21 protein-coding genes are annotated in these 23,194 nt (G+C 49.5%); 10 read left to right on the top strand and 11 right to left on the bottom strand.

Annotation, left to right across the window (positions count from 1 at the left end):
• Window positions 1-2 precede the first annotated feature (2 nt).
• Window positions 3-623, top strand: coding sequence for a phosphoribosyltransferase (locus tag B5D63_RS22725; protein WP_078671126.1), 621 nt, complete (start codon window positions 3-5; stop codon window positions 621-623).
• Between the two features lie 12 nt (window positions 624-635).
• Here the strand turns inward: B5D63_RS22725 and B5D63_RS22730 are convergent, their stop codons facing one another.
• The 5 genes from B5D63_RS22730 to B5D63_RS22750 all read right to left on the bottom strand — a co-directional run bounded on the left by B5D63_RS22730 (window position 636) and on the right by B5D63_RS22750 (window position 8,359).
• Window positions 636-1,970: an erythromycin esterase family protein gene (locus B5D63_RS22730; RefSeq protein WP_143313042.1), complete on the bottom strand. Its 1,335-nt coding sequence runs from the start codon at window positions 1,968-1,970 to the stop codon at window positions 636-638.
• A gap of 123 nt (window positions 1,971-2,093) precedes the next feature.
• Window positions 2,094-2,939 (bottom strand): DUF4397 domain-containing protein, encoded by an 846-nt coding sequence (locus B5D63_RS22735; RefSeq protein WP_078671127.1) that lies wholly within the window; start codon window positions 2,937-2,939, stop codon window positions 2,094-2,096.
• Between the two features lie 31 nt (window positions 2,940-2,970).
• Window positions 2,971-6,336, bottom strand: coding sequence for a TonB-dependent receptor (locus B5D63_RS22740; protein WP_078671128.1), 3,366 nt, complete (start codon window positions 6,334-6,336; stop codon window positions 2,971-2,973).
• Between the two features lie 134 nt (window positions 6,337-6,470).
• Window positions 6,471-7,634 (bottom strand): FecR family protein, encoded by a 1,164-nt coding sequence (locus B5D63_RS22745; protein WP_078671129.1) that lies wholly within the window; start codon window positions 7,632-7,634, stop codon window positions 6,471-6,473.
• A 158-nt stretch (window positions 7,635-7,792) separates the two neighbouring features.
• On the bottom strand, window positions 7,793-8,359 hold the full coding sequence (locus tag B5D63_RS22750) for an RNA polymerase sigma-70 factor (RefSeq protein WP_078671130.1): 567 nt from the start codon (window positions 8,357-8,359) through the stop codon (window positions 7,793-7,795).
• A gap of 190 nt (window positions 8,360-8,549) precedes the next feature.
• On the opposite strand from B5D63_RS22750, the gene B5D63_RS22755 reads away from it, so the two are divergent.
• The 5 genes from B5D63_RS22755 to B5D63_RS22775 all read left to right on the top strand — a co-directional run bounded on the left by B5D63_RS22755 (window position 8,550) and on the right by B5D63_RS22775 (window position 12,141).
• Window positions 8,550-9,491, top strand: a complete 942-nt coding sequence (locus B5D63_RS22755) for a heme-binding domain-containing protein (RefSeq protein ID WP_078671131.1) — start codon at window positions 8,550-8,552, stop codon at window positions 9,489-9,491.
• A 1-nt stretch (window position 9,492) separates the two neighbouring features.
• The gene (locus B5D63_RS22760) at window positions 9,493-9,966 is read left to right on the top strand and encodes a hypothetical protein (RefSeq protein WP_078671132.1); all 474 of its coding nucleotides are present in this window, start codon (window positions 9,493-9,495) and stop codon (window positions 9,964-9,966) included.
• A gap of 52 nt (window positions 9,967-10,018) precedes the next feature.
• Window positions 10,019-11,047, top strand: coding sequence for a sensor histidine kinase (locus B5D63_RS22765; protein WP_078671133.1), 1,029 nt, complete (start codon window positions 10,019-10,021; stop codon window positions 11,045-11,047).
• Window positions 11,022-11,792, top strand: coding sequence for a LytR/AlgR family response regulator transcription factor (locus tag B5D63_RS22770; protein ID WP_078671134.1), 771 nt, complete (start codon window positions 11,022-11,024; stop codon window positions 11,790-11,792). The genes B5D63_RS22765 and B5D63_RS22770 overlap by 26 nt, the downstream gene beginning before the upstream one ends.
• Before the next feature lie 115 nt (window positions 11,793-11,907).
• Window positions 11,908-12,141 (top strand): thioredoxin family protein, encoded by a 234-nt coding sequence (locus B5D63_RS22775; protein ID WP_078671135.1) that lies wholly within the window; start codon window positions 11,908-11,910, stop codon window positions 12,139-12,141.
• A 66-nt stretch (window positions 12,142-12,207) separates the two neighbouring features.
• On the opposite strand, the gene pdxR is transcribed toward B5D63_RS22775, so the two are convergent.
• On the bottom strand, window positions 12,208-13,617 hold the full coding sequence (pdxR, locus tag B5D63_RS22780; protein WP_078671136.1) for a MocR-like pyridoxine biosynthesis transcription factor PdxR: 1,410 nt from the start codon (window positions 13,615-13,617) through the stop codon (window positions 12,208-12,210).
• 159 nt (window positions 13,618-13,776) lie between these two features.
• On the opposite strand from pdxR, the gene pxpB reads away from it, so the two are divergent.
• The 4 genes from pxpB to B5D63_RS22800 are packed head-to-tail and all read left to right on the top strand — an operon-like array spanning window position 13,777 to window position 17,375.
• Window positions 13,777-14,487, top strand: a complete 711-nt coding sequence (pxpB, locus tag B5D63_RS22785; protein ID WP_078671137.1) for a 5-oxoprolinase subunit PxpB — start codon at window positions 13,777-13,779, stop codon at window positions 14,485-14,487.
• Window positions 14,484-15,476, top strand: coding sequence for a 5-oxoprolinase subunit C family protein (locus B5D63_RS22790; protein WP_078671138.1), 993 nt, complete (start codon window positions 14,484-14,486; stop codon window positions 15,474-15,476). Before pxpB ends, B5D63_RS22790 begins: the two co-directional genes overlap by 4 nt.
• Window positions 15,463-16,203, top strand: a complete 741-nt coding sequence (pxpA, locus tag B5D63_RS22795) for a 5-oxoprolinase subunit PxpA (RefSeq protein ID WP_078671139.1) — start codon at window positions 15,463-15,465, stop codon at window positions 16,201-16,203. The genes B5D63_RS22790 and pxpA overlap by 14 nt, the downstream gene beginning before the upstream one ends.
• On the top strand, window positions 16,200-17,375 hold the full coding sequence (locus B5D63_RS22800; protein WP_159456119.1) for an NRAMP family divalent metal transporter: 1,176 nt from the start codon (window positions 16,200-16,202) through the stop codon (window positions 17,373-17,375). Before pxpA ends, B5D63_RS22800 begins: the two co-directional genes overlap by 4 nt.
• Window positions 17,376-17,395: 20 nt before the next feature.
• Here B5D63_RS22800 and B5D63_RS22805 read toward each other — a convergent pair whose 3' ends face one another.
• The 5 genes from B5D63_RS22805 to B5D63_RS22825 form a co-directional block, all read right to left on the bottom strand.
• Entirely contained in the window at window positions 17,396-18,673 is a 1,278-nt protein-coding gene (locus B5D63_RS22805) for an HlyD family secretion protein (RefSeq protein WP_078671140.1), read from the bottom strand.
• Between the two features lie 4 nt (window positions 18,674-18,677).
• Complete coding sequence (locus B5D63_RS22810) at window positions 18,678-20,864, bottom strand: peptidase domain-containing ABC transporter (protein ID WP_078671141.1); 2,187 nt, start codon at window positions 20,862-20,864, stop codon at window positions 18,678-18,680.
• Between the two features lie 13 nt (window positions 20,865-20,877).
• Window positions 20,878-22,005, bottom strand: a complete 1,128-nt coding sequence (locus tag B5D63_RS22815) for a TlpA family protein disulfide reductase (RefSeq protein WP_078671142.1) — start codon at window positions 22,003-22,005, stop codon at window positions 20,878-20,880.
• A gap of 3 nt (window positions 22,006-22,008) precedes the next feature.
• Window positions 22,009-22,713 (bottom strand): DUF4369 domain-containing protein, encoded by a 705-nt coding sequence (locus tag B5D63_RS22820; protein ID WP_078671143.1) that lies wholly within the window; start codon window positions 22,711-22,713, stop codon window positions 22,009-22,011.
• 82 nt (window positions 22,714-22,795) lie between these two features.
• A complete protein-coding gene (locus B5D63_RS22825; RefSeq protein WP_078671144.1) occupies window positions 22,796-23,149 on the bottom strand; it encodes a low-density lipoprotein receptor class A repeat-containing protein in 354 nt (117 codons plus the stop codon).
• Between the last annotated feature and the right edge of the window lie 45 nt (window positions 23,150-23,194).

Here is a 23,194-nt window from a genome sequence, read left to right on the forward strand (position 1 = left end):
CTATGTTTAGTAATAGGATTACAGCCGCTCAGCAATTAATTCCTTTGCTAAAAAAATATAAAGAACAACCAGGAGGATTGGTATTGGCGGTACCCCGCGGAGGAGTACCCATTGCCTATGTAATCGCTAAAGAGCTGCATCTTCCTCTTAGTCTCGTGCTTACTAAAAAAATTGGCCATCCTGCCAACGAAGAATATGCTATTGGCGCTGTTAGCCTGACAGACCGCTATCTTGTGCCGCACAAAGAAATTTCCCCTGCCTATATTGAAGAGGCTACGACGCGCATTCGCAAGCGCTTACGGGAAATGTATCATATGTATCTGGGCGACCGCCAGCCAGAGCCTATCAGCGGGAAAACTGTCATCGTTGCAGATGATGGCATTGCCACCGGAAATACACTATTGGCCACAGTCAAAATGTTACGTAAAGCAAACCCGGCCAAAATAGTAGTGGCTGCTCCGGTAGCTTCCCAAAATGCCTATGCCACACTGTCAAAAGTGGTTGATGAATTGATAATACTACATATACCAACGTTTTTCAGGGGAGTCGGGGAATTTTATGATGACTTCGGACAGGTAACAAATGAGGAAGTAATTTATTACCTCACGAAAGAACGCACATAAGGTCGCGTCCAGCTAAACCCCAAATGGAAATGTTTCCGGCATCTGATGACCATCCGGCTGAATATGTAAAGGATACAAAGCTGTCGTCTCATCCAGATAAATAAAAGCATCATACCGCAACGGAAGTATGGTAGGAACATAATTGCCGTATTGTTCATATTGCGGATGATAAACTACGCCAATGGCGCGATGACCAAAATGATTTTCCCAAAAGACATTCTGATGAAGATCATTCATTATCAATAACTTGTTATAACTATTGGCAGTATGCAACAAATGTTCCCAGGATCCCTCGAAAGCAGGCGGAACTTCCATTTTCCGCATGGATGCTCCCCAACTGCCTCCTGCGATGACAGCCCCCTTATACGAACCAAAACCTACTAACACAACCCTCTCATCACCATATTTCAACCTGGTCAACTCCCCGATGTTAAACATCCCTTCCCCACTCATATTCGTTGCCCGGGCATCTCCGACATGGGTATTATGCGCCCATATAATGGCTTTGGCTTTTTCACCATGTAACTTCAGTAGCCGGTCAAGGGTCTGAGCCATATGATCATCACGGATATTCCACGCATGAGCACCGCCATGGAGCATTGCGCGGTAGTATCTTTCCGCATCTACCATCACCAAAGCATTCTGCTCAGCACTAAATACATTTTCATGATCTGTATTATAAGAGGGAAGCTTGACACGGATTTCTTTCAGCAAGCGAACTACCTCATTTTCGCATGATTCCGGCACAAATTGCGTTGCTCGTGCATATGACTGACCTTCCTGATATCGATACGGTTCAAAGCATTTAAATGCATCTTCGGCAAGTTTCAGCGTCCGAGAATCTGTTTTCCCCAGGTATTGCATGATACTTTCCATACTTTCCCACAAGCTATAAACATCCAGCCCGTAGAATCCTACCTTCTTGTTTAAAGGCAAAGCCCGGTTGTATTGTTGCAGCCAGTCTGCCAACGCTACAACTTCCCAATTGGCCCACATCCAGGTCGGCCACCGGTTAAAGGCATGAAGCACTTTAAATGCGCCCTTTCCTTCACCTGCATAGTTCTTTATATACCTGTTCAGGCGGTAGCAATCGGGCCAATCTCCTTCTACTGCGATAAAATTGAACCCTTTTTCTTCGATCAGCCGTCTCGAAATGTAACTACGCCAGTTATAGTAGTCGTGTGTTCCATGAGACGCTTCACCGAGCATCACGATCCGGGCCCCGCCGATCCTTTTAAACAAAGGGTCGAGACTATCCTTATCTGTTAAAGGATAAGCCCGTTGCTGAATGATACCAACTGCCTCCTCAGTATTTGATTTGGAAGGTCTGGTGAAATAATCTGACATTTCTTAACTTTTCCCAAAGAAAGCTCATTTTTTCAATGAAATAAATGAGGGGTATCATGCCGCTGTACGACAGAAATCATATTTTAAACAGCAGAAGGAGACTATTATCCGGCCGGATGTATTCTAATTTGCAAAAAGCACATTCGTCGCCACCTCGTAAAAATCATCTCCCATCTTTATAAACGGCGGTGCTTCTCCCCATGTTTTATTGGAAATCATGTATAATGTAAATACATTTTTAACCGGCAGCGGGTTTATATTTGCAGGGGAAAATGCCATATTGGAATAATTCGTTCCTCCATAGTTAAGCAGTGGCTGCCCGGTGTCGCTGTTAATGAATTCGAATACATAGTTGCAGCCTAATTCGGGCAGCGGGTCCGGCAGGCCGTCCGGGAGTATTTGGTATTCAGCCTTGTCAACAGCATTTTTCACATCTTTGATCACACCCACAGGTGTGACAACCTCATTCCAGTCTGCATCAAAATAGCTTACCGACACCTTGATGTCCATATGTTCGAAAGGTATAAGGTCTTTTGCATAATTGGCCACTTTTACTTTGATATGGCCGGCCGGGGCAGCGCTAACGGTATCCTGTTCCGCGGGATCGACAAAAGCGACAGGAGCATCCAGCGTAGGCTGAAACAGCGTATACGTCTCTTTGGAACCGGCTTTCACATCGATCGTTTTTTCAGCGACCACTTTCCCATTGCGGGTGTCGTAGAACTCAAATTTCCCCTCGCCGGCTACCACCTTAATCTTTTTCGCGTTTACATCCCATGCAATCGGGCGACCGTTATATTTAACGGCAATAAAAACCCCAGTCCCGTTACTTCGCAGCGCGGTTTTATCTGCATCAAAACAGACATCAACAAACGTTGCGAACGGATTTACATACTCCCCTTTTTTACAGGCGCTCAACCCTGTTAACACCAGCATGACAGCGATTATATTTTTGGTATAATTTTTCATTCAAAAATGATTTAATAAATCCAACAGGTGATTAGAAGTTATAGCTAACGCTCATACTGAATCGCTGGCCATCTTTTCTGCGATAGGTGATAATATCACCATCTTCTTTACGGTATTTGATGGATTTTCCTGCTTTTAAAACATCGAACTTGGTCTCATCCTGTACATAGTCATGGATATTCATATAATAGCGCGTCCAGTCATTCAGCAGGTTTGTCAGGTTCAGCTTCACCTCCATCTTCTTCTTTAAAAACCGGGCATACAGCTGCGCGTCCAATTGTCGTGGCGCCAGCTCATATTCTACCCGCGCCATATTCACGTTTGCTAAATTGGTGCGGGGGCCACGGTGGTTGTAGCTTACGGTGGCGCCAAAATAGTCGCCCCAGTAACCAATCCCCAGGTTCAACAACCAGGGAGACTGCCCGATCAATGGCCTGTCCTGGTTGGGATAGCGCTGCTGCACGCGCTCAGCCTTCTGTGTTTCGGGGTTATTGATCCACTGCCAGTGACTCAATACATTCACCTTAGACTTGAGCAATGTCCCGTTGGCATATATGAACAGATTTTTTGCCCAATCGCTGGCGGACAGAAATGCGAGATTCTTCCGGATTTCGAGTTCCAATCCAAGATTGGTTGCATTCTCCATATTGGCAAAAGTATAGTTGGCAGCTTCCGAATGCACCAACTCGATGGGCTTATCCAGCTTTTTATAGTAACCCGTCAATGAAAGGACCTCACCGGGCGATGGATACCATTCGAACCGCAGGTCCATATTATCGATCAATGTAGATTGGACGTGTTCACCATAGACATAACCATTCAGTTCAAAATCATACATCCCAAACATACCTATCTCCCGGAAATCCGGACGTATAACGGTCTTCGAATAACTTCCGCGGATGTTTAACTCCGGCGTCAGACTATAGGTAGCATTCAGTGAAGGCAGGAAACGCCAGTTATTCTCCCTAACGCCAAACCGATGTTTTTGTACATCATCGGGGTCGGGTTCGTCCCGGTAAGATCGCCGGTATAACTCCTCCTGCTTCGAGGTTAAATCAAAATATTCAGCCCGGACACCATATACCAACCGGAGCTTACTTCCAAACTTCTGATCCGCCATCAGATATAATGCATGTGACGCCATCCGGCCATCATAAAACCGGCCTCCCAGTGCGTCTGCATAATAATAAGCCTGTCCGTCGCCATTACCCATGTTCCCGGGTGACAACAACTGATCATAGCTTATTTCTATCGGAGGCGCCTTTTGATTAGTGGTACCTGCCGCCCAGGCCCTTGTCCACGGCGCCATTTTATTGATATCCAGTGACCGCCTTTTTGTCCAGGCCTGATATCCAAATTTCAACAGTGTAGACACCTGCTTCTTTTCGCCAAATTTGCGTGAAAAAGCTGCACTCCAATTGTAATCCGTTTCATCGATACGTGTCCACATGCGCCAGTCCTGGAAGGCGCTGCCATTGGAGGCTGCACTGTGGGTCATTAAACCCGGGGTCTGAAAATAAGGTACGTCGCCAATGATGGTAGTCAACCGGTAAGAGAGCTTACGCTCATCCAGGATCTGCTGCCTGATTTTATTAACGGTCAACGTTCCTTCGGCTTTAATCCGCCAGGGCAGCTGGTATTCACCTGTCAATTGATGTTGCTGCAGGGACATGGCCTCCGGCAACTGGTAAACAAGTTTACTGGCTATCGGCTGGGAATCGTCGTGGGGTGTCAGCACCGACTCGTTATAGTTATCACTGTAGGTAGTCGCATATATATTCTTCAGGACAACCTTAAAGTGCTTCCTCTGCCATCCCATATTCGCTACCAGCCCGGCGTTACTATTGAACCGATAGGATGCGCCGGCCCCTTTATCACCCATACCGGTACTGTCCAGGTAATTCCCACTGGTGGAAGATCTCAGGTTATTAAACTGTACAATATTCTGTTCATTTCTGACATTCACAGAAGTGACAAATCCAAAGCGGTTCCCGTTCTTAAAATCATAGACACGTCCGAGTGACAAACGCATATTCTGATTGGGCGCAGCTTTATACCTGTATGGCTTCAGCGCATCATTGTTTAATTTTTTGGATTGAGCGATGGCGTCCAGGTCATTGTATTTTACGTTATCGCCAAATTCCATCGAATTGAGTGGCGTACCATTCAGTTCGGGATCGGTTAAATGATAGCCCGGAGGCGCATCCAACTGCGATGCACGGTTGTTCCACTGCCAGGTTTTGATACCCTCCGGCATCTTCGATGATTGATCAAAGAAACCAAAAAACTCACTGGTATGGCGTTTTCCCAGTCGATAGAAGTCTTTGCCGGTAGTCTGTGAGTTTCCACCCAAACCATATTGGATCGTTGTAAAATTCTGTTCCGGGATATCGATGGTATTCACAGAGACCTGGCCGCCGGAAAATTCTGCTGAAACATCGGGTGTTGCTGTTTTATTCACCACCACGGAACTTACCATCTCTGTAGGGATGATATCAAAGGAAAAGTCACGCCGGTTCTGAGAAGTACTTGGTATAACGACACCATCCAGCATCGCCTGGTTGTAGCGATCGGACATACCACGTACAATCACATTCCGGTTGTTGACTGTCGTCAACCCCGTGACACGTTTCAGCACCTGTCCCATGTCGTTATCGGGCGTACGCGCTATCTGCTCGGAAGAAATACCATCCGTAACGGAAGCGGCGTTTTTCTGGCGGGCATACAAACCGGCAACACTTTCTTTCTTATAGCTGCCGGTAACCACCACCTGGCCGAGTGTTTTCGTTGATGGCGCCAGCGTGATGTGGAGGCTGGTCAGCTGTCCTTCTTTCACTTCTACCTGCGTAATACGCCTGGTCTGAAAAGAGATATAGGAAACCTCCACCGTATAACTGCCTGGCGCTACGCTGAAACTGTAGCTGCCGTCTACCCCGCTCTGTACCGCCTGGTTACGCTGCAGAATCCTGACAGTGGCTCCGGGAAGCGGCTGCCCCCTGTCGTCCAGCACCTTGCCACCGATACGGCCGGGCTGCTCACGGACAACCCTGGGTGAAATACTTACCGCCACGTTCTTTTCGGCTTCAGTGATGACCACCATTTTGTTGTCAATAGAATAGCTATAAGGCAACCCCTTAAAAAGGATATTGAGTGCCTCCTCCAGGGTGGCGTCCTGCACTTGCAGGGTGACTGGCTTTGCCTGCTTAAACAGGTCCATATCATAAAAAAAATCATACTTCACCTGTTTCCTGATATCCTCCAGTACGGCGTGAATGGTACTGTTCTGCCTGTTCATACTGATGCGCTGGGCAAACGTATGGGCGCTCACCTGCATCAGAAAACAGGTAAGCAACAACATGGTGATCTTCATAGCACGCATGCATTGATAAAAATTCATACTTTTGTTAGTGTTAAATCGTATTGATGATAATTGTTGTCGCAATGTCCTCGATAAGCTTTTAACAGTCCGGCCAGAGGTGTTCCACCACCTTTGGCTATTTTATTGATAGCTTATCCGTTATTTAACTGGTATCAATCTGTCACGATTAACCTCCTTTTTTTAACGGTTACTGTTGCTTTCCTGGTAGATTGTATCATTTTGACGATAGCGGATAGTGGCTGTGACCGGGACACCATACCGTTGAAACGCAGCTGGCCGATGTGTGGCGGATATTCCACCGTTATATCATACCAACGCTCCACCTGGCGCAGGATGCTTTCAAGCGTTTCGCCACGGAAAACAAAATCACCGTTTACCCACGCCAGCTGCTGTTGAATGTCTGCCTGTTGCACGGTCAGTTGCTGCGCCAGAACGGCCTGCTGACCAGGCTTTAATAAAGCAGACTCACCGCCGGCCGATCTTATTTTGACGCTGCCCTCCACCAGTGTTGTCCTGACGGCCGCTTCATCGCCGTAGGCGTTGATATTAAAATGAGTCCCCAGCACCTGTACTTCCTGCCCGGCCGTTTCCACAAAAAAGGGAACGTTGCCTTTCTCTCCTGGCAGCCGCATTTTTTCAATTTCAAAGTAAACCTCGCCCGTCATCTTTACCCGGCGTTCCTTATCTGAAAAACGTACAGGATAACTCAGGGAAGACGCAGCATTGAGCATAGCGACAGAGCCATCCGGTAAGGTCACCCGGTATTGGCCCCCATTGGGGGTAGTAATGGTATTGACTGCCGACGGTATAACTTCCTGCTTTTTGCCCACGTTATAACGGATATTCCCCTCCGCGTCTTTTTCGATACGTACACCTCCCTCCGTGGCAATAACGCCGTTTTGCGTATCGCTGAGAGTGATGACTGAACCATCTGCCAATGTCAGACGGGCCTTGTTCTCACCGGGCAGGACCTCCTCCTGTTCCGTCAACCGGTGGTTGTTGACTTTAGTGCCTGCGCGGAACCAATACAGACCAGCCGACAGGGTTAATCCTGCCAAAAGAGCCGCTGCTACACGCCTCATGTTACGAACACGGAAATATTTTGTACGACGGACGGCTATGCGCTGGTCTATCCTTTGCCGTATATCCACGCCCCGCTGCTCGTCCGGACCAAGCGATGGATCTTCGTCCGCCGCCGCGAGTTCCTCCTTCAGAAGGCGGTCGTACGCTTCCATAAGCACCGCCTCTTCATCGGGACTGAGTGTTTGTCCGCTGGCACGTTTCTGTAATAGTTTGCTGAATATATCGTTGTCCATCTTGCAATTTTGTACACGGATAATGCACCCCTCTATATATACAATCCAAAAACAGGGGGTATCCCTTGGTGGACAGGGTCACTTTTTTAAAAAAAAATTATAACAGGATAATTTTGGGCCGGGGAGATGATGGATCCGGAAGTCGGACCATGGTCTATCTAATAAAAGAGGAACAGGACGAAGAGCGTTGCCCTGCTGATACCCTGGCGTATGCGCCTGAGTGCTGTAGAAACGTGGTATTCCACGGTTTTGGGAGAGATGCCTAATTCTGTAGCAATACGTTTGATGGAAAATTCTTCCCGTTTGCTCATGGTGTATACCCTCCGGCATTGATCGGGCAGGTTGCCCACACAGGTTTCCACCTGTAGTTGCAGCTGTCTCGTTCTTATGGGTTCATCTGCTTCCCCGGCAAGCGGTTCAGGGAAGGTAGCCTGTTCGATGCTTTCGTTTGCCTGCAGCTGTTTCAGGTTTTTAAGTACCAGGTGGTAGGAGGTGGTGAACAGCCAGCCTTTGATATTGATATGTAAAATGGTGTCCCAGTTTTCCCAGAGACGGACGAAAGTGTCCTGTACGATGTCTTCAGCGGCCTGTTCGTTTTTTAAGATGCGGAAAGCGGTCCGGTACAAGGGTTTCCAGTGGCGGTTATAGACATCGTCGAAGGTTACGGCATCCTCGTGCTGAGATGTTGCTGCTGATCGGGAATGTGCCGTATTGCTCGTTTCCACTGTTTTTACCTTTGGTCAGGGTTCAAAATTACCAGTTAGACGGCGGGCATTCCATAATATGCCATTAAGTTTATATTAATTTACGTTAAAACCACGATCGGAACACTTCAGTCCCCATTTTGCTCATTTCGCACTCCGCTGAACGCCGCCAAAGGAAATACCTCCTTACTTTGTATCAAACAAAGCGTTCATGAAAAATAAAAAAACGAAGGTAATCCTGGCGGCCGTCGCTGTTTTGCTGCTCCTGCAATTCGTCAGGCCCAACATCGGCAACCAGCATCCTGCAACGTCACCGGAAACCTTCCCGAACGAGGTAGCTGCCATCCTGCAAAGGTCCTGCTACGATTGTCACTCCAATACCGTCCATCTCCGCTGGTTCGACCAGATCACGCCCGTCAACTGGCTGGTGGCCGACCACGTAAAACGCGGCAGAAGCGTTTTAAATTTCTCCCTGTGGGATAAAATGGAAAAACCGGAACAGGCGGCCAAACTCTGGGAATCGGTGAACCAGGTGATTGCCGGAGTAATGCCCCTGGAAAGCTATACGTCCCTGCATCCTGATGCAAAAATTACCGCCAGCGATCTGCAGGTACTCAAAAAATACGTTGTCACACTGGCTCCCAAACAACAGCCGGACAGCGCTAAAAACAAAACCCTCGAAACACAATATGCCCAGTGGGCTGCATCCACAAAAAATGTTCCGGCGAAACTACCGGAAGCGCTTAACGGCGTACAATACATTCCCGGATACAAAGACTGGACGCCCATCAGCACCACCCTTCGGGTAGATAACGGCACCATCAGGATCATCTATGGCAATGATATCGCTGTTGAAGCCATCCGGCAACATCAAACCAACCCATGGCCCAACGGCAGCATCCTCGCCAAAGTAGCCTGGGACCAGCTCACGACAGCTGAAGGAAACATCACTGCGGGCGCGTTTAAACAGGTGGAATATATGATAAAGGATAAGGAAAAATATGCTTCGACCGAAGGCTGGGGATGGGCAAGGTTTAAAACGCCCGCATTGAAACCTTATGGCACCAGCGCCCTGTTCACAACAGAATGTATCAACTGCCACCGCCCTGTTAAAAACAATGACTTCGTTTTCACCGCACCCATCCAACATTAATATGAAAAACACCTTCTTCATTTGCCTGCTACTGCTCACCGCCTGCCGGCAACAACCAACAGAAAACCGAAATGGTCCGGCTACCATACCCGCTACCTTTGGGCTGGAAGCCATGCATCTCAAAACGATTACCACCTTTATAAATCCTAAAGACGGGAAAACCAGCACCCTCTTCGGCAATTCCGCCGCATACGAAACCCTGAAAGACAAAACCATCCCGGTTGAAGGCGAAAAGAAACTGGTGCTGGTGACCTGGAAACTGGTCGGCGATCCCGTATGGTTCGGCGCGATGACGCCGGGCGAATTTCTTTCCATAGAAACACTCACCACTGTCAACCTGCTGAACCCCGATCCGTCTGCAGACTATCAAAAGCTCAACGGCCCATCCTTAACCAGGGACAATAGCATCAATGAACAACAAAAGCTGGACAGGGTCCGCTTGATGGTATCGTTGCAGCCAACCATCACGCCATAGTCGGAAAAAGAGACTACCTTTCATCGTTGTAACACAAAACACGGGCACCCACATGAGATGGAAAAATCATATCTTCCAGGTATCGACCGGTATCATCTGGCTAAGTTCTCTCTTTATGGGGATACTGGCCTCTATACCTAAAATCCTGCAGTTGAACATCACCTTCACGGAGCTGGCAGTAGACGCGTCTATCGCGTTTTTATTCTCACTTTTTGTATGGTATGTCAACCTGTTTTCTCTGCCCAGGTTCTCCATTGTTACCATGGCCAAAACAAGGATCATCAGGAAACTGACCTTCAGCCTGTTGCTGGGCATGGTGGTCATGGCTATCCTGGTGCTTTTTCACCAGCTGGCGTTTCCCCGGTATTCCTTTTCTTCTATGTTGATGATGTACCAGTTCAGAGGCGTTCTCATCAACCTGACGATATCCATGGTTGTTTTCTTCCTTTACCAGAATTTTGATGCCCAACAGGTGAAACTTCAAATGGAAAGATTAAAATCAGAAAATATCCATGCACAGTATGCGCTGCTAAAACAACAGATCGATCCGCACTTTCTGTTCAACAGCCTGAACACCTTAAAATCTATGATCGACATCCAGGACAAGGAAGCCGGTGATTTTGTCGTTAAACTTTCAGACTTCTATCGTTTCTCCCTTGAAAGCAGGAAAGAGGACCTGGTATCTTTATCACAGGAAACAGACGTGCTGGAGGCATACCTGTTTTTACTGCATTCCCGCTACGAGGACAGTATCGTGGTCCGCCTCGGAATCAGCGAGCAGCTGATGCACAGCTTTATCCCTCCTTTCACCCTGCAGCTGCTCGTTGAAAACTGTATCAAACACAATGCTTTTACCCGGAAGAAGCCTTTATTTATTGATATTTACACCGAAGATGATCACCTGGTCGTTAAAAACAATTACCAGTTCCGGGAAAATGAACAGTCTGCCGGCGTTGGGCTGGATAACATCAAAGGGAGATATGGCTTTATTAGTCAACAGCCTGTAGCCGTTGTTAAATCAGAAAGCCATTTTATCGTTAAACTACCGCTGATATATGAAAATATTGATCATAGAAGATGAAGTCAAAACAGCCAGCGCGCTATCACGGCACTTACACGCCATGAGGCCTGGCACCATCATCGCCGGCGCGATCCAAAGTGTGGAAGAAGCGGTTTTATGGTTCAACCGGAAAGAACCTGTAGATCTCGTCTTCATGGACATACAGTTAACCGACGGCGCCTGTTTCGACATCTTTAAATCGGTGAAAGTAGAAGCGCCCGTCATTTTCTGTACCGCTTACAGCGAATACACCACACAAGCTTTCAAAAACAACGGCATTGACTATATCCTCAAACCCTTTACCCAGGCGGATATAGAAAACGCCCTGCTCAAAGTAGAACACTTCAGCAGCTTCTTTCAACGCACGGCACAGGCGGATACGCGGTTGCTGGACCTCCTTAAGTCTATCTCAGGAGAAAAGCAGGGCAAAACCAGTTTCCTGGTGTTTCACCAACACAGCTACATCAACCTGTCCACCAGCGAGATAAAATACTTTTATAAATCCCTCACCGGCGTTTTTGCCGTAACGGACGAAAGCCACGAATACCCGATGAAAGAATCGCTGGATGAAATACAGCGTCTGCTGGCGCCACGGGACTTCTACCGGATCAACCGCCAGTATATTATCGCCTTCAAATCCATACAGGAAGTACAACACTATTTTGACCGGAGGCTAACCGTTACCCTGGTTGTAAAAACAGCCGAAAAACTCATCGTCGGCAGGGAGAAAGCCACCTCGTTCTTACACTGGCTGGGCGACCGATGACCTGTAGGCCTTTGACCAGTTTACCCCGGAAAATAAAAAACTGGACCATAAACCCACTGGCCAGGCTCCCTATTTTTACATCGACAATCATTCCTAACACCAAAAGTCAAGAAAAATGGAAAAGTCGATTTTCTACCACGCAGGATGCCCTGTTTGCGTCAGCGCTGAGCAAGATATCATTCATTTAATCGGTCCGCAAAAAGTGGAAGTCGTGCATCTCGGCAACGACAGGGGACGCATCGCCGAAGCCGAAGCAGCAGGCGTAAAATCAGTACCAGCACTGCTGACGCCGGCCGGCCATGTGTTACATATCAACTTTGGCGCATCCATGGCGGACGTAAAAGGCTGATCTGCATTGTTCATCGGTAGCAAGCCTCTCATAGCCAAACCTGCAGCAGAAGGTTTGGCCTTTTTTTCAGAGCAGTGTGGACAACGCCCTGATGCCATCACGCAACTGTTCTTCAGAGAGCGCCGCATAGCCCAGCCGGAGGCCGTTGACCGGTGTTCCGTAACTAAAACTTTCCGGCGTAATAATCTGTATCCCTTTAGCCTTCAGGCTTTCAGACAGTTTAGCCCAGTCTACTTTCTTCTTCGGCACCAGCCAGAACGCCAGTCCCCCTTCCGGTATCGTATAATGTACTTTCTCAGATAAATACTCCTCCAGCAAACCGGCAGCTATATCCCGGATTGTTTTGTAGTAATGCGAAGCCTTTTTTATGTGCCGCCGGACCGTGCCGTCTTTGATCAATTGCAGTACGGCATGCTCCATAATAATATCGCCCTGCACATCGATGATTTTACGAAGGGCGCCCACGCGCTCCATCAACGCGCAGTCCTTGCTCACCATATAGCCTATACGTAATGCCGGCGCCACCACTTTGCTAAGCGTCCCGATGTATACATAGTGCTCCAGTTCAGGGAAACTGCACAACGGCAATACGGGACGCTGGCCGAAATGGAACTCATTATCATAATCATCTTCTATAATATTGAAGCCATACTCGTTGGAAAGCCTGATCAGTTCCAGCCGCCGCTGCCGGCTTAACGTTACCGTGGTAGGGTATTGCCTGTGCGGCGTGGTATACACCGCCTTTATTTTGCGGGTCCGGAGATGTCTTACCACATCCGCAGTTACCAGTCCATCTCCGTCAACCGTCACCGGCAGCAGTTTTGCTCCCGCGCTTTCAAACGCGCTCCAGGCCGGCTTGTATCCCGGGTTCTCTACCAGCACATGATCGCCTTTGCTGAACAGGCAATGCGCAGTCAGGTACATCGCCATTTGGCTGCCCCTGGTGATACAGAGATCGTTTTCCTGAACGCGCATGCCACGCTGATGATTAAGCATTAAAGCGATTTCTTTTCTGAACGATACCTCTCCATAGGGATTTACATATGACATGGCCTGCCACTTCGCCTTCCGTTGAAAAATTTCCCGGTATGCCCTCGCCAACGAGGCCACCGGTGCTATTTTGCTGCTGGGGTGACCATCGTCGAACTGTACATTGAACCTTTGCAGCGGCTGCGCGGCAGCAGATGGCGCTCCTGCTTTCTGTTCACCGTCCCGGGGAAAATCCTCCGCCACAAAAGTGCCCTTCCGTTCCTTCGATACCGTCCATCCTTCTATCAGCAACTCATTCAATGCGTCTACGACCGTGTTCCTGTTCACCTTCAGCAACTGTGCCAGGTCGCGGCTGCCAGGCAGGGCATCTCCCGGCTGCAGTCTCCCCGACCGGATCTCTTTAATAACAGCATCCGCAATCTGGAGATAGAGGGGCCGGCCTTCCTTTTTATCCCATTGGAGCGCTATCTTCCACCGTCTTAACATGTGCATACCATTTGAAAAATATAGACAATGCAACCTAGCGGAAAAAGCTATCCGTGGTAACCGGACCAGCCGTATTTATTAATTCTGGACCATCCTCGTCTCCTTATAAATTTATCGTTGCGACCGTTTTTCCCGCTGTAAAAGTATTATCTTGTTACCATGAAGTCTGGCTATGTCATACACCCCCTCGGAGACAGCGCTGCTATCCTGAAATGGGAGCAGGAAATAAGTATGGCGGTACATCAGGAAGTGATGAAAGCCTATCATTGCCTCCGCATTTCATCCTCCCCCTATATCCTTGATCTGATACCGGCTTATGCCTCTTTAACGATAGTGTATGATGCGGCGCTGATCAGGAATAACGAGCGGGTGCCGGGATTACAGTGGCTGACGGCTTATATCGCAACGAAAATAAAAACCCGGGACGCCATTACCGCGCCTGCTCCCCGCAAGCTGCGTATTCCGGTATGTTATGATCCTTCCCTGGGTCCGGACATCACAGAGATGGCTGTTTCCCGGAAGGTGACCATAGCGGATATCATCGCCTGGCATTGCGAAACAGTATATACGGTATACCTGACAGGTTTCCTGCCGGGATTTCCTTACATGGGGAAAGTCTGTGCCGCGCTGGAGACGCCGCGCAGGCCGCAGCCACGGCTGCAGGTACCTGCCGGCAGCGTAGGCATTGCCGGAGCGCAGACAGGTATCTATCCGCTGGCGTCCCCCGGTGGCTGGAATATAATAGGGCAAACACCGCTGCGGATGTTTGACGCCACCCATGCCGATCCCTGTTATTGCCACCCGGGCGACCAGGTACAGTTTATACCGGTCACCCTCGAAGTTTTCAGACAGATACAACACGAGCAATGAGCATGGTAGTAATACAACAGGGCATTATGGACACCATACAGGACAAAGGCAGATATGGTTTTCAACACCTGGGGATCAATCCCGGCGGTGTAATGGACCGTATAGCCATGGCCGTTGCCAACGGGCTTACCGGCAATCCTGTTACCGAAGCGCTGCTGGAATTACACTTCCCGGCAGGCAAATACCTGTTCGAAACACCTGCGCTGATAGCCTTATCGGGCGGCGACTTCGGAGCGGCTGTCAACGGCTGCCCCGTACCGCTGCATACGCCGTTGTATGTCCCCGCCGGCGCAACGCTTACTTTTGAAAAACTGCGCAGCGGCGCGCGCTGCTACCTTGCCGTCCGCCACGGCTTCTCCCTGGCACCCTGGCTCGGTAGCTGCAGTACACACCTTAAAGTAGCCCAGGGCGGCTTTAAAGGAAGGGCGCTCCGTAAGGGCGACAAGCTACCGCTCAACAGAACACCGCAGCATACCGGCGGGCTGTCAACGGAAGTACTCCCCTGGACAGCCGCCACCGCTCATCTGTATAATAAACAGGACACCATCCGTATTTTGCCCGGCGCCTGCTGGGACATGCTGGATGCGCCTTCGCAGCAACAACTACTGACCGGCAGTTTCCGGGTGGGGCCGCACAGCGACCGTATGGGCTTCCGCCTCAGCGGGACGCCCCTGCGCACCGGCAGGAAAGAAGAGCAGCTGTCTGCCGGCATATGCAGAGGAGCCATACAGCTCCTCCCCGACGGCCAGCTGATCATACTGATGGCAGACCACCAGACGACCGGCGGCTACCCTGTAGCAGCACACGTCATCACCGCCGATATGCCGGCGCTGGCGCAATACCAGGTGGGGCAGTCACTACAGTTCAGCATCGCCGGCCGGGAAACGGCAGAAGAACTGTTGTGGCAACAGGAAAGAGCGCTGCGCTACCTGCAGCACGCAACACAATTACGTTTGGAAAAATGGTTATCACCATATGCATTATATTGACCTTAATTGTGACATGGGCGAAGGGCTGGACAACGACGCGGCCATTATGCCTTTTATCAGCAGCGCCAATATCGCCTGCGGCTATCATGCCGGCAATACCGACACTATGAAAAAAACAGTGTCGCTGGCAGCCGAACATACAGTAGCCATAGGCGCGCACCCCGGCTTTGCGGACCTGGAAAATTTCGGACGCAGCGAGCAACACCTTTCAGACCCGGCGCTGTATGACCTGGTGTCTACGCAGGTATATGCACTACAAATCATCTGCCGCGCGCAAGGCGTGCCACTGCAGCATGTAAAACCACATGGCGCCTTGTACAACATGGCCGCCCGTATGCCCGCGATGGCCGCCGTGATCGCAAAAGCCGTAAAGGATGTAGATAGCAGCCTGCGGCTCTTCGGGCTGAGTAACAGCGCCCTGATCAGCGCTGCAGCTGCGGCAGGACTGAAGACCGTGAGCGAAGTGTTTGCAGACAGGACCTACCAGGATGACGGCTCACTGACACCCCGCTCACAACCCGGGGCTATGATTGAAAATGAAACAATGGCCATCCAACAGGTGCTGCAAATGGTTACCCGGCAGGAAGTGACTGCCCGGTCGGGGAAAACAGTTCCGCTGAAAGCAGAAACCATCTGCATACACGGCGACGGCCCCCATGCACTGGAATATGCCCGTGCCATCCATACCGCCCTGCTTCACCATCACTTAACGATCCAACATCCGTGAGTAAACAAAAATCCTCCGCCATCATAGGCGCCGCTTTCCTGATGGCCACCTCCGCTATCGGTCCGGGTTTCCTGACACAAACCACTGTTTTCACCTGGCAGCTGGGCGCCGCCTTCGGCTTTGTAGTGCTGATCTCCATCTTACTGGATATCGGCGCGCAGCTCAACATATGGCGTGTATTGGCGATCACCGAACGCCGCGCACAGGACCTGGCCAACGACCTGCTGCCGGGATTGGGTTACCTGCTCGCTGCACTGGTGGTGCTCGGCGGGCTGGCCTTCAACATTGGCAATATAGGAGGATGCGGACTAGGCATACAGGTCATCACCGGCATGGACACCATGTATGGCGCGCTGCTCAGCTGCGGTGTTGCCCTGTTTATTTTCTGGATAAAAGAAATGGGATACATGCTCGATCAGTTCACCCGGTGGCTGGGACTACTAATGGTATTACTGACCGTCTACATCGCTGTCAGCTCCGCCCCGCCACTGGGAGAGGCTGTCCGGCAAACTTTCTGGCCTTCGGTGATCGATACCAAAGCGATCGTTACGCTGGTAGGCGGGACCGTTGGCGGCTATATCAGTTTCGCCGGCGCGCACCGGTTGCTGGATGCAGGCATCAGCGGCACCGGTCAACTAAAAATGGTCAATAAAAGCGCCGTCAGCGGCATCATCATCACCGGCATTATGCGTTGCGTGTTATTTCTTGCCACCCTCGGCGTAGTGGCCAAAGGCTTTACGCTGGACAGCAGCAACCCGCCGGCTTCCGTGTTCCGCATGGTGGCCGGTATGGCCGGCTATCGCTTTTTTGGCATGGTGATGTGGTGTGCGGCCATTACCTCTGTAGTAGGCGCCGCCTATACCTCCGTGTCTTTTCTCAAAACATTCCATCCACTGATACAGGTATATGAACGGTGGATCATCTCTTTCTTCATTGTTTTTTCCACCGTCATTTTTATTGTCCTTGGCAACCCGGTACGGCTCTTAATTACAGCCGGCGCACTCAATGGTCTTATACTTCCGGTAGCCCTGGCGGTCATCCTGGTTGCTTCGGTAAAAAAGAGACTGATGGGCAGTTACAAATACCCGGCGTGGATGCAGGCGGCAGGTTGGTGTGTGGTGTTGATTATGGGATGGCTCAGCGCCGTTACATTAAAGGCGTGGCTGCAGTGACCCGGACCAACCGGTAGTTTTTAATACTTCAGTGACCTGGTCAGGTTCAGCCAGATCCGCCAGAAAATAGACTGGTCTTCGGTGATAATCTCCGCATCCGCCAGGATGCCCGGCTTCAGCTTAATGACAGAATCTGCAGCTGTTCTTACCAGCGCTACCCGGGAGAAAAACAGGCTGTCTTTGACAGGGATATCCGATATATAATCCACCTTCCCTTTCAGGTATCCATATTCCTGGTAAGGATAACTGCGTACCCTGATCATCACCTGCTGCTCTTTTTTCACCCTCGACGATGCTGCCTGCGGGATCAGCACCTCACCGTAATAGTCGTTTTTGCCGGCATTGATATAAAACAGGATGTCGCCCGTTTTATGCAGCTGGTTTTCCTGTAAGAAATCTCCGTAAACCAAAAAGCCGGCAGAAGGCGTGGTGATCACATATTGTTTTTTCCAGTTCTCCGCATCGCTGATGAAGGTATTCAGCGACTGGTAGAATTTCTTTTCTTCTTCGATGATCTGATTGTCTAACTCGGAAAGCTCTTTGTCTTTGGCTGACAGTGCGCTCCGGTTACTGATAAGCGTATTTTCCATCTGCGGGATTACCTGCCGCTTTGCCAGCAGCACTGCTTTTTTCCGCTGCAGCTCCAGCGGGCTGATGATCCTCTTTTCCGCCAGCAGCCGGTACTTTTCATACTCCGCTTCCGCGAGGGCCAGTTCATCTTTTTGCAGTTTGTAAATCTCTTCGGTGCGGGCGGTCTGATCGTTTACATACTGCACCTCGTTCTGTATAAAGTGTTTCCGCTTCTGTAAGACACCTTCCCTGTTGACCGCCTTATAGTTGAGGTACGCCGTATAGAAACTCTGGTAACTGCCCTGCAGCTCCCCCAGGTCCAGCTCTGTAGGAGCCACGAGATCTGTCAGGTCCTGCATGGAAGCGCCGCTGTTGCGTATTTCTTTCAGCCGGCTCAGGATATCGATGACCTGCCGATGTTCCGCAATACTTTCCACATAGGCGATGTCCGTGTTTTTCTCCACCCATTGCCCTTCTTTGGCCAATATCTTCACGAGGTTACCATTCACCTTGCTGACGAGCGCTTTGGGCGCATTGCTGGTACTGAACCTCATGGACACCTGCACCATTTCGGGATACCGGATAAACACCGAAAGGCCGATGATGAGCACCACCGTCAGCAACACGAAGGAAATACCTCTTTTCATCAGCCAGGATGGTGGCTTGGTGATGATCTCCTGGAGATCTTCTGAATGGATGTCGTCTTCCGTATAACTTTTCTTTGCCATGATCTTAATTTCCCAGTTCCAGCTGGTTTTTTACCAGCTCAAAATATTTTCCGCGTTTCGCCGTCAGCGCCTGATGTGTCCCCTGCTCTACGATATTCCCTTTTTCCAGTACGATGATGTTATCGGCATTTTTTACGGTGCTGAGGCGGTGCGCCACAACAATCACCGTACGCTGGTCAAAAAACTGGTCCAGCTTTTCTACGATGGCTTTCTCATTGTTGGCATCCAGCGAATTGGTTGCTTCATCGAGGAAGATAAAGGCAGGAGCTTTATAGACGGCGCGGGCTATCATCAACCGCTGCCGCTGGCCCTGACTGATACCTTTTCCGGCGGTACCGATTTTTGTCGCCAGCCCGAAAGGCTCACCGGCAATAAAGTCTTCCATATTGGCTATATGCACGGCGTTTTGCAGCCTGTTCTCATCGGGAAACTCATCGTTGATAGCGATGTTGCGCTCTATCGTATCCGCATATACGTAGTTGTCCTGCAGCACGGAGCCACAGCTATCTCTCCAGAGCCCAAAATCAATCTGGTCCAGCCGTTTGCCGCCTATCAGTATCTCCCCTTCTTCCGGGTTATAATAACGCAGCAGCAGTTTCAGGATCGTTGTCTTGCCGCTGCCGCTGGCTCCCACGATAGCCGTTGTTTTCCCGGCCGGGAAGCTCATATTCAGTTTGGTAAATATCGGTTCATTGCCTGCGCCATAATAGCGGAAAGTGACATTACGCAGCTCTATTGAGGTATCATCAGGCAGTTTAGTGAGGTAGTCTTTCCGGATATCCACTTCTTCTTCTGTATCGTATATTTCATTGAGGCGCTCGAGACTTATTTTTGCATCCTGGTAAGACTGCAGAAAGCTCAGCAACGACTCCACCGGGTTGCTCACCATCCCCACGATATACTGAACGGCCATCATGCCTCCCAGTGTGATTTCTCCGTCGATCACCGCTTTGGCGGATATGTACGTGATCAGTATCCCCTTAGCCTGGTTGATGGCCATCGACCCGACGGACTGGTACTGGGACAACGCCAGGCTCTGCACCCGGAAACGGAAAAGTTTGGCCTGCAGCGTCTCCCACCCCCATCGCCGCCGCTTTTCCGCGTTGTTCAGTTTGATGTCCTGCATGCTCTGTATCATTTCCACCATGTACGTCTGGTTTTCGGAAGATATCTTGAACCGTTTGTTGTCCAGCTCCCGCCGGTAACGCATAAAAGCCAGGATCCACACAGTGTATAGCACCGTGGAGATAATAAACACCAGGAAGATGGTTTTATTGTAGATGATCAGCAGGCTGCCGAAGATCAGCATGTTCACCAGCGAAAAGAGGGTATTCAGCGTACTCCCTGTCAGAAAAGCCTCGATACGCTGCTGATCGGCCATCCGCTGCATAATATCACCATGCGTTTTAAGGTCGAAGAACCCCATCGGTAATTTCATGATCTTGATCAGCAGGTCTGTCAGGATGGAGATATTGACCCGGGTACTGATATGCAGCATGATCCATGACCGGATAAAAGACACCGCGGTACTGCCCACAAAAAGCATCAGCTGGGCAATCAGGATCAGGTTAATAAAGCTGATGTTTTTGGTATTGATCCCGATATCCACTACCGACTGCGCCAGGAAAGGCGCTATCAGCGACAGCAGGGTACCAAGCACCATGCCCAGTATCAGCTGAATGAACAAACGGCGGTATTTATAGAAATAGGTAAATACCTTGCTCCATCCCAAAGCCCGGATAGGCTCATCCTCATCAATCTGGTAAAAATCGGGGCCGGGACTGAGTATCAGCGAGAGCCCGTCATGCTGATCTTTCACGGAAAACCAGTGCGCTTTGAACTCCCGCTCATCGTAAGAAGTCAGCCCACTCGCCGGATCGGATAAATAGTATTTGTCTTTCCTGATTTTATAAAGTACTACGAAGTGCTTCTGGTCCCAGTGGAGGATACAGGGCAGCTCTATCTGATGCAGCTGTTCCAGGTTCAGCCGGGCGCCCAGCGTACGGAATCCCAGTTTTTCAGCGGCTTCAGAGATACCCAGCAGGTTAACGCCATTTTTCGTCGTCTGACAGAGCTTCCGTATTTTATGGATGGACACCAGTTGTCCGTAGTATTTGAATATAATACGCAGACAGGTGGCGCCGCAGTCCATCATGTCCATTTGTTTGTAATGTGGGAAACGTTTCAGCATGTTTTAATTTGTCTCACTGTTGTTGGTCACGGTACATTTGCAATGTTTTTTCGAGGTCATCGAAATCAATATCTTTTTCAACGATTACACTATCGGCAGTGCGTAATAACAAATATCGCGGCACACCGTACAGGCGTAGCTTCTCCGCCAGCTGTCCGCCCTGTTTTTCATCGAGCCAGTATTGCTGATAGGCGAATGGTTTCGCTTTCAGATGCCTGTCCCAGTCTGCTTTTCTGCTGGATATCGTGACCCCTGCAATAGCATAGGATTTGTTACCGGCGTTTTCCGTGGCTAATTTATTCAGGTATGGATGTTGCTGGATACATGGACCACACCAGGTAGCCCAAACATCGATCAACAAGTAGGGATACCGGGAGGCCAGGGTTTGAAAGGAGGTACCGCCAGGCGTTGCTTCAAATTGCAACGAAGGAAACAGCGCGCCGTCCATCCGCTTACGGCTCTCTTCCACATAGTCGGAGAACTTTTTTAACATAGCGGTACGCTCGGCGGGCGAAAACCGGGTAGTGTCCAGCCGCTCTATGGCTGCCCTGATCCGATCTCTGATGCCATACGTGGAAGGCCGGAACAGTGTCTTTAACCTTTGATAGGCGATATAGGAACCGTTATATTGTTGTATCAGTGCCAGCTCCAGGAGGTACTTTTGCATGCTGATGCTATCCATGCCCGGCATCGTCAGGTTTTCCGCAGCCATTTTTCCGGCATACGTCTTCCCGATCCCGTTGAAAAGTTCCTCTACCTTGTTTTCCCGACCACCGCTAACGGTCCATTCACCAGAGGTTATATTGACTTCCAGTGAAATAACATTGGTATCCAGCACGAAGTACTTTACAGTATGATGGCAGCCGTCTTCATTATATTCCAGGGATGCCATTCCCGGGTGTGCACCGCTGGAAACATTTTTTATTGTTTTGGTGAAATAACCGGAGGCGTTTACTGCTAACCGGAAAGTATCGTTGTCTGTTCGCAGGGTTACGCAGAAATTCCCTATAGCCGGGCGGGGCTTTAAATATCCACTGATAGTAACCTGATTTTTCATCCGTCCGGCGCGCTGGCCATAGGATACGATCGTTAAAAGGGTAAAAAGCAGGAAAGTGGCATATTTTAAGGATGCTTTTACCATAAATTATTTTTTTTCAGCCATCAATTTTTTATAAAGTCGCTGACCATAAAAACTGTTTTTGACGGAATCCGGCAGTTCATTGTAAAACCGGATGTATCTGTCATAGGAAAAGTTGGGGTCTCCGGTTAAGATGTAGGTCATTTCATAAGTACCTTTGTGATCCGCTGCAGCCTTTAAAAAGAGGTCTGACAAATTTCTTTCGACCATCGCTAGTTCTTCCAGGTAGGCATTTTTTTCATAACCTGGTCCACTCTTTTCGATCAGTTGCTGTAATTCTCTCCGTTTTCTTTCCAGCGCCCCGCTTTTCTCAAAAACCGAACGCCACAAGTGGTAAAAAGGAGAAGTAGTTTCTACCTCAGCGCTATACCCTACTTTACCCTTTTCGAATTCCTCCTGCGTAAATGTATAGATATACCTGCTGCTGTCTAAAAATACCTTTGCGCCGGTTTTCTTCAGGTTGAGCATTGGTACGGAGGGCGTCGATGCGTCACCTTCAAATCTAAAACGGCCATTTTTCACTACGGTGGTATAGACAGGGCCGGCCTCCGGGAACTCCAGCTTCACACTATCCCCATCTTTAAAGCTGTATGGGTGTGCATCTCCCAACTTGCTATTGTCAAATTTTCCCTCAATAATATAGTGATATTGTGCGAAAGAAAAAAGAGGCAGCAACAGGAGTAAGTTAACAAAACAGGCATATCTCTTCATGATAAGTTTGTTTTCTAACAGGGAATGAGTCCTGGCCAAAGGTAATATATGGCCAGGACTCATTTCGGGTATTATTCAGTAATCAGTTAGACGATGCGAATACTGCAGTCCAGCTTGCACAACCGGACGCATTGGCGCAGGCGGTTTTACAGCCGTCTGAACAAGCCTGGTCCGTATTCCAGCCAAAGGGAGTATTGAAATTATAAGTACTTCCGTTCGTCAGTTTGAAGGTACAGGTACAGGCTTTGCGTTCATCGCTGCTATCGCGGCAATCAGCTACGCCATCGTTCACATATGATAAGGGAATGCACGAACCGTCGCCGCATTGAAATTCGTCGTCGGGACATCCTCTTCCGCCCTGAACGTTTTTCAGGCTTTCTCTGGACAGTTTTTGGATACCTAAGGTATCTAAGTTTTTCAGCGAAATTTTCTTCATAGATATAAAATTAGCAGTTAACACCAGGTCCCTTGCCTTACTCCG

The organism is Chitinophaga eiseniae (assembly GCF_900167135.1).
GTDB lineage: Bacteria > Bacteroidota > Bacteroidia > Chitinophagales > Chitinophagaceae > Chitinophaga > Chitinophaga eiseniae.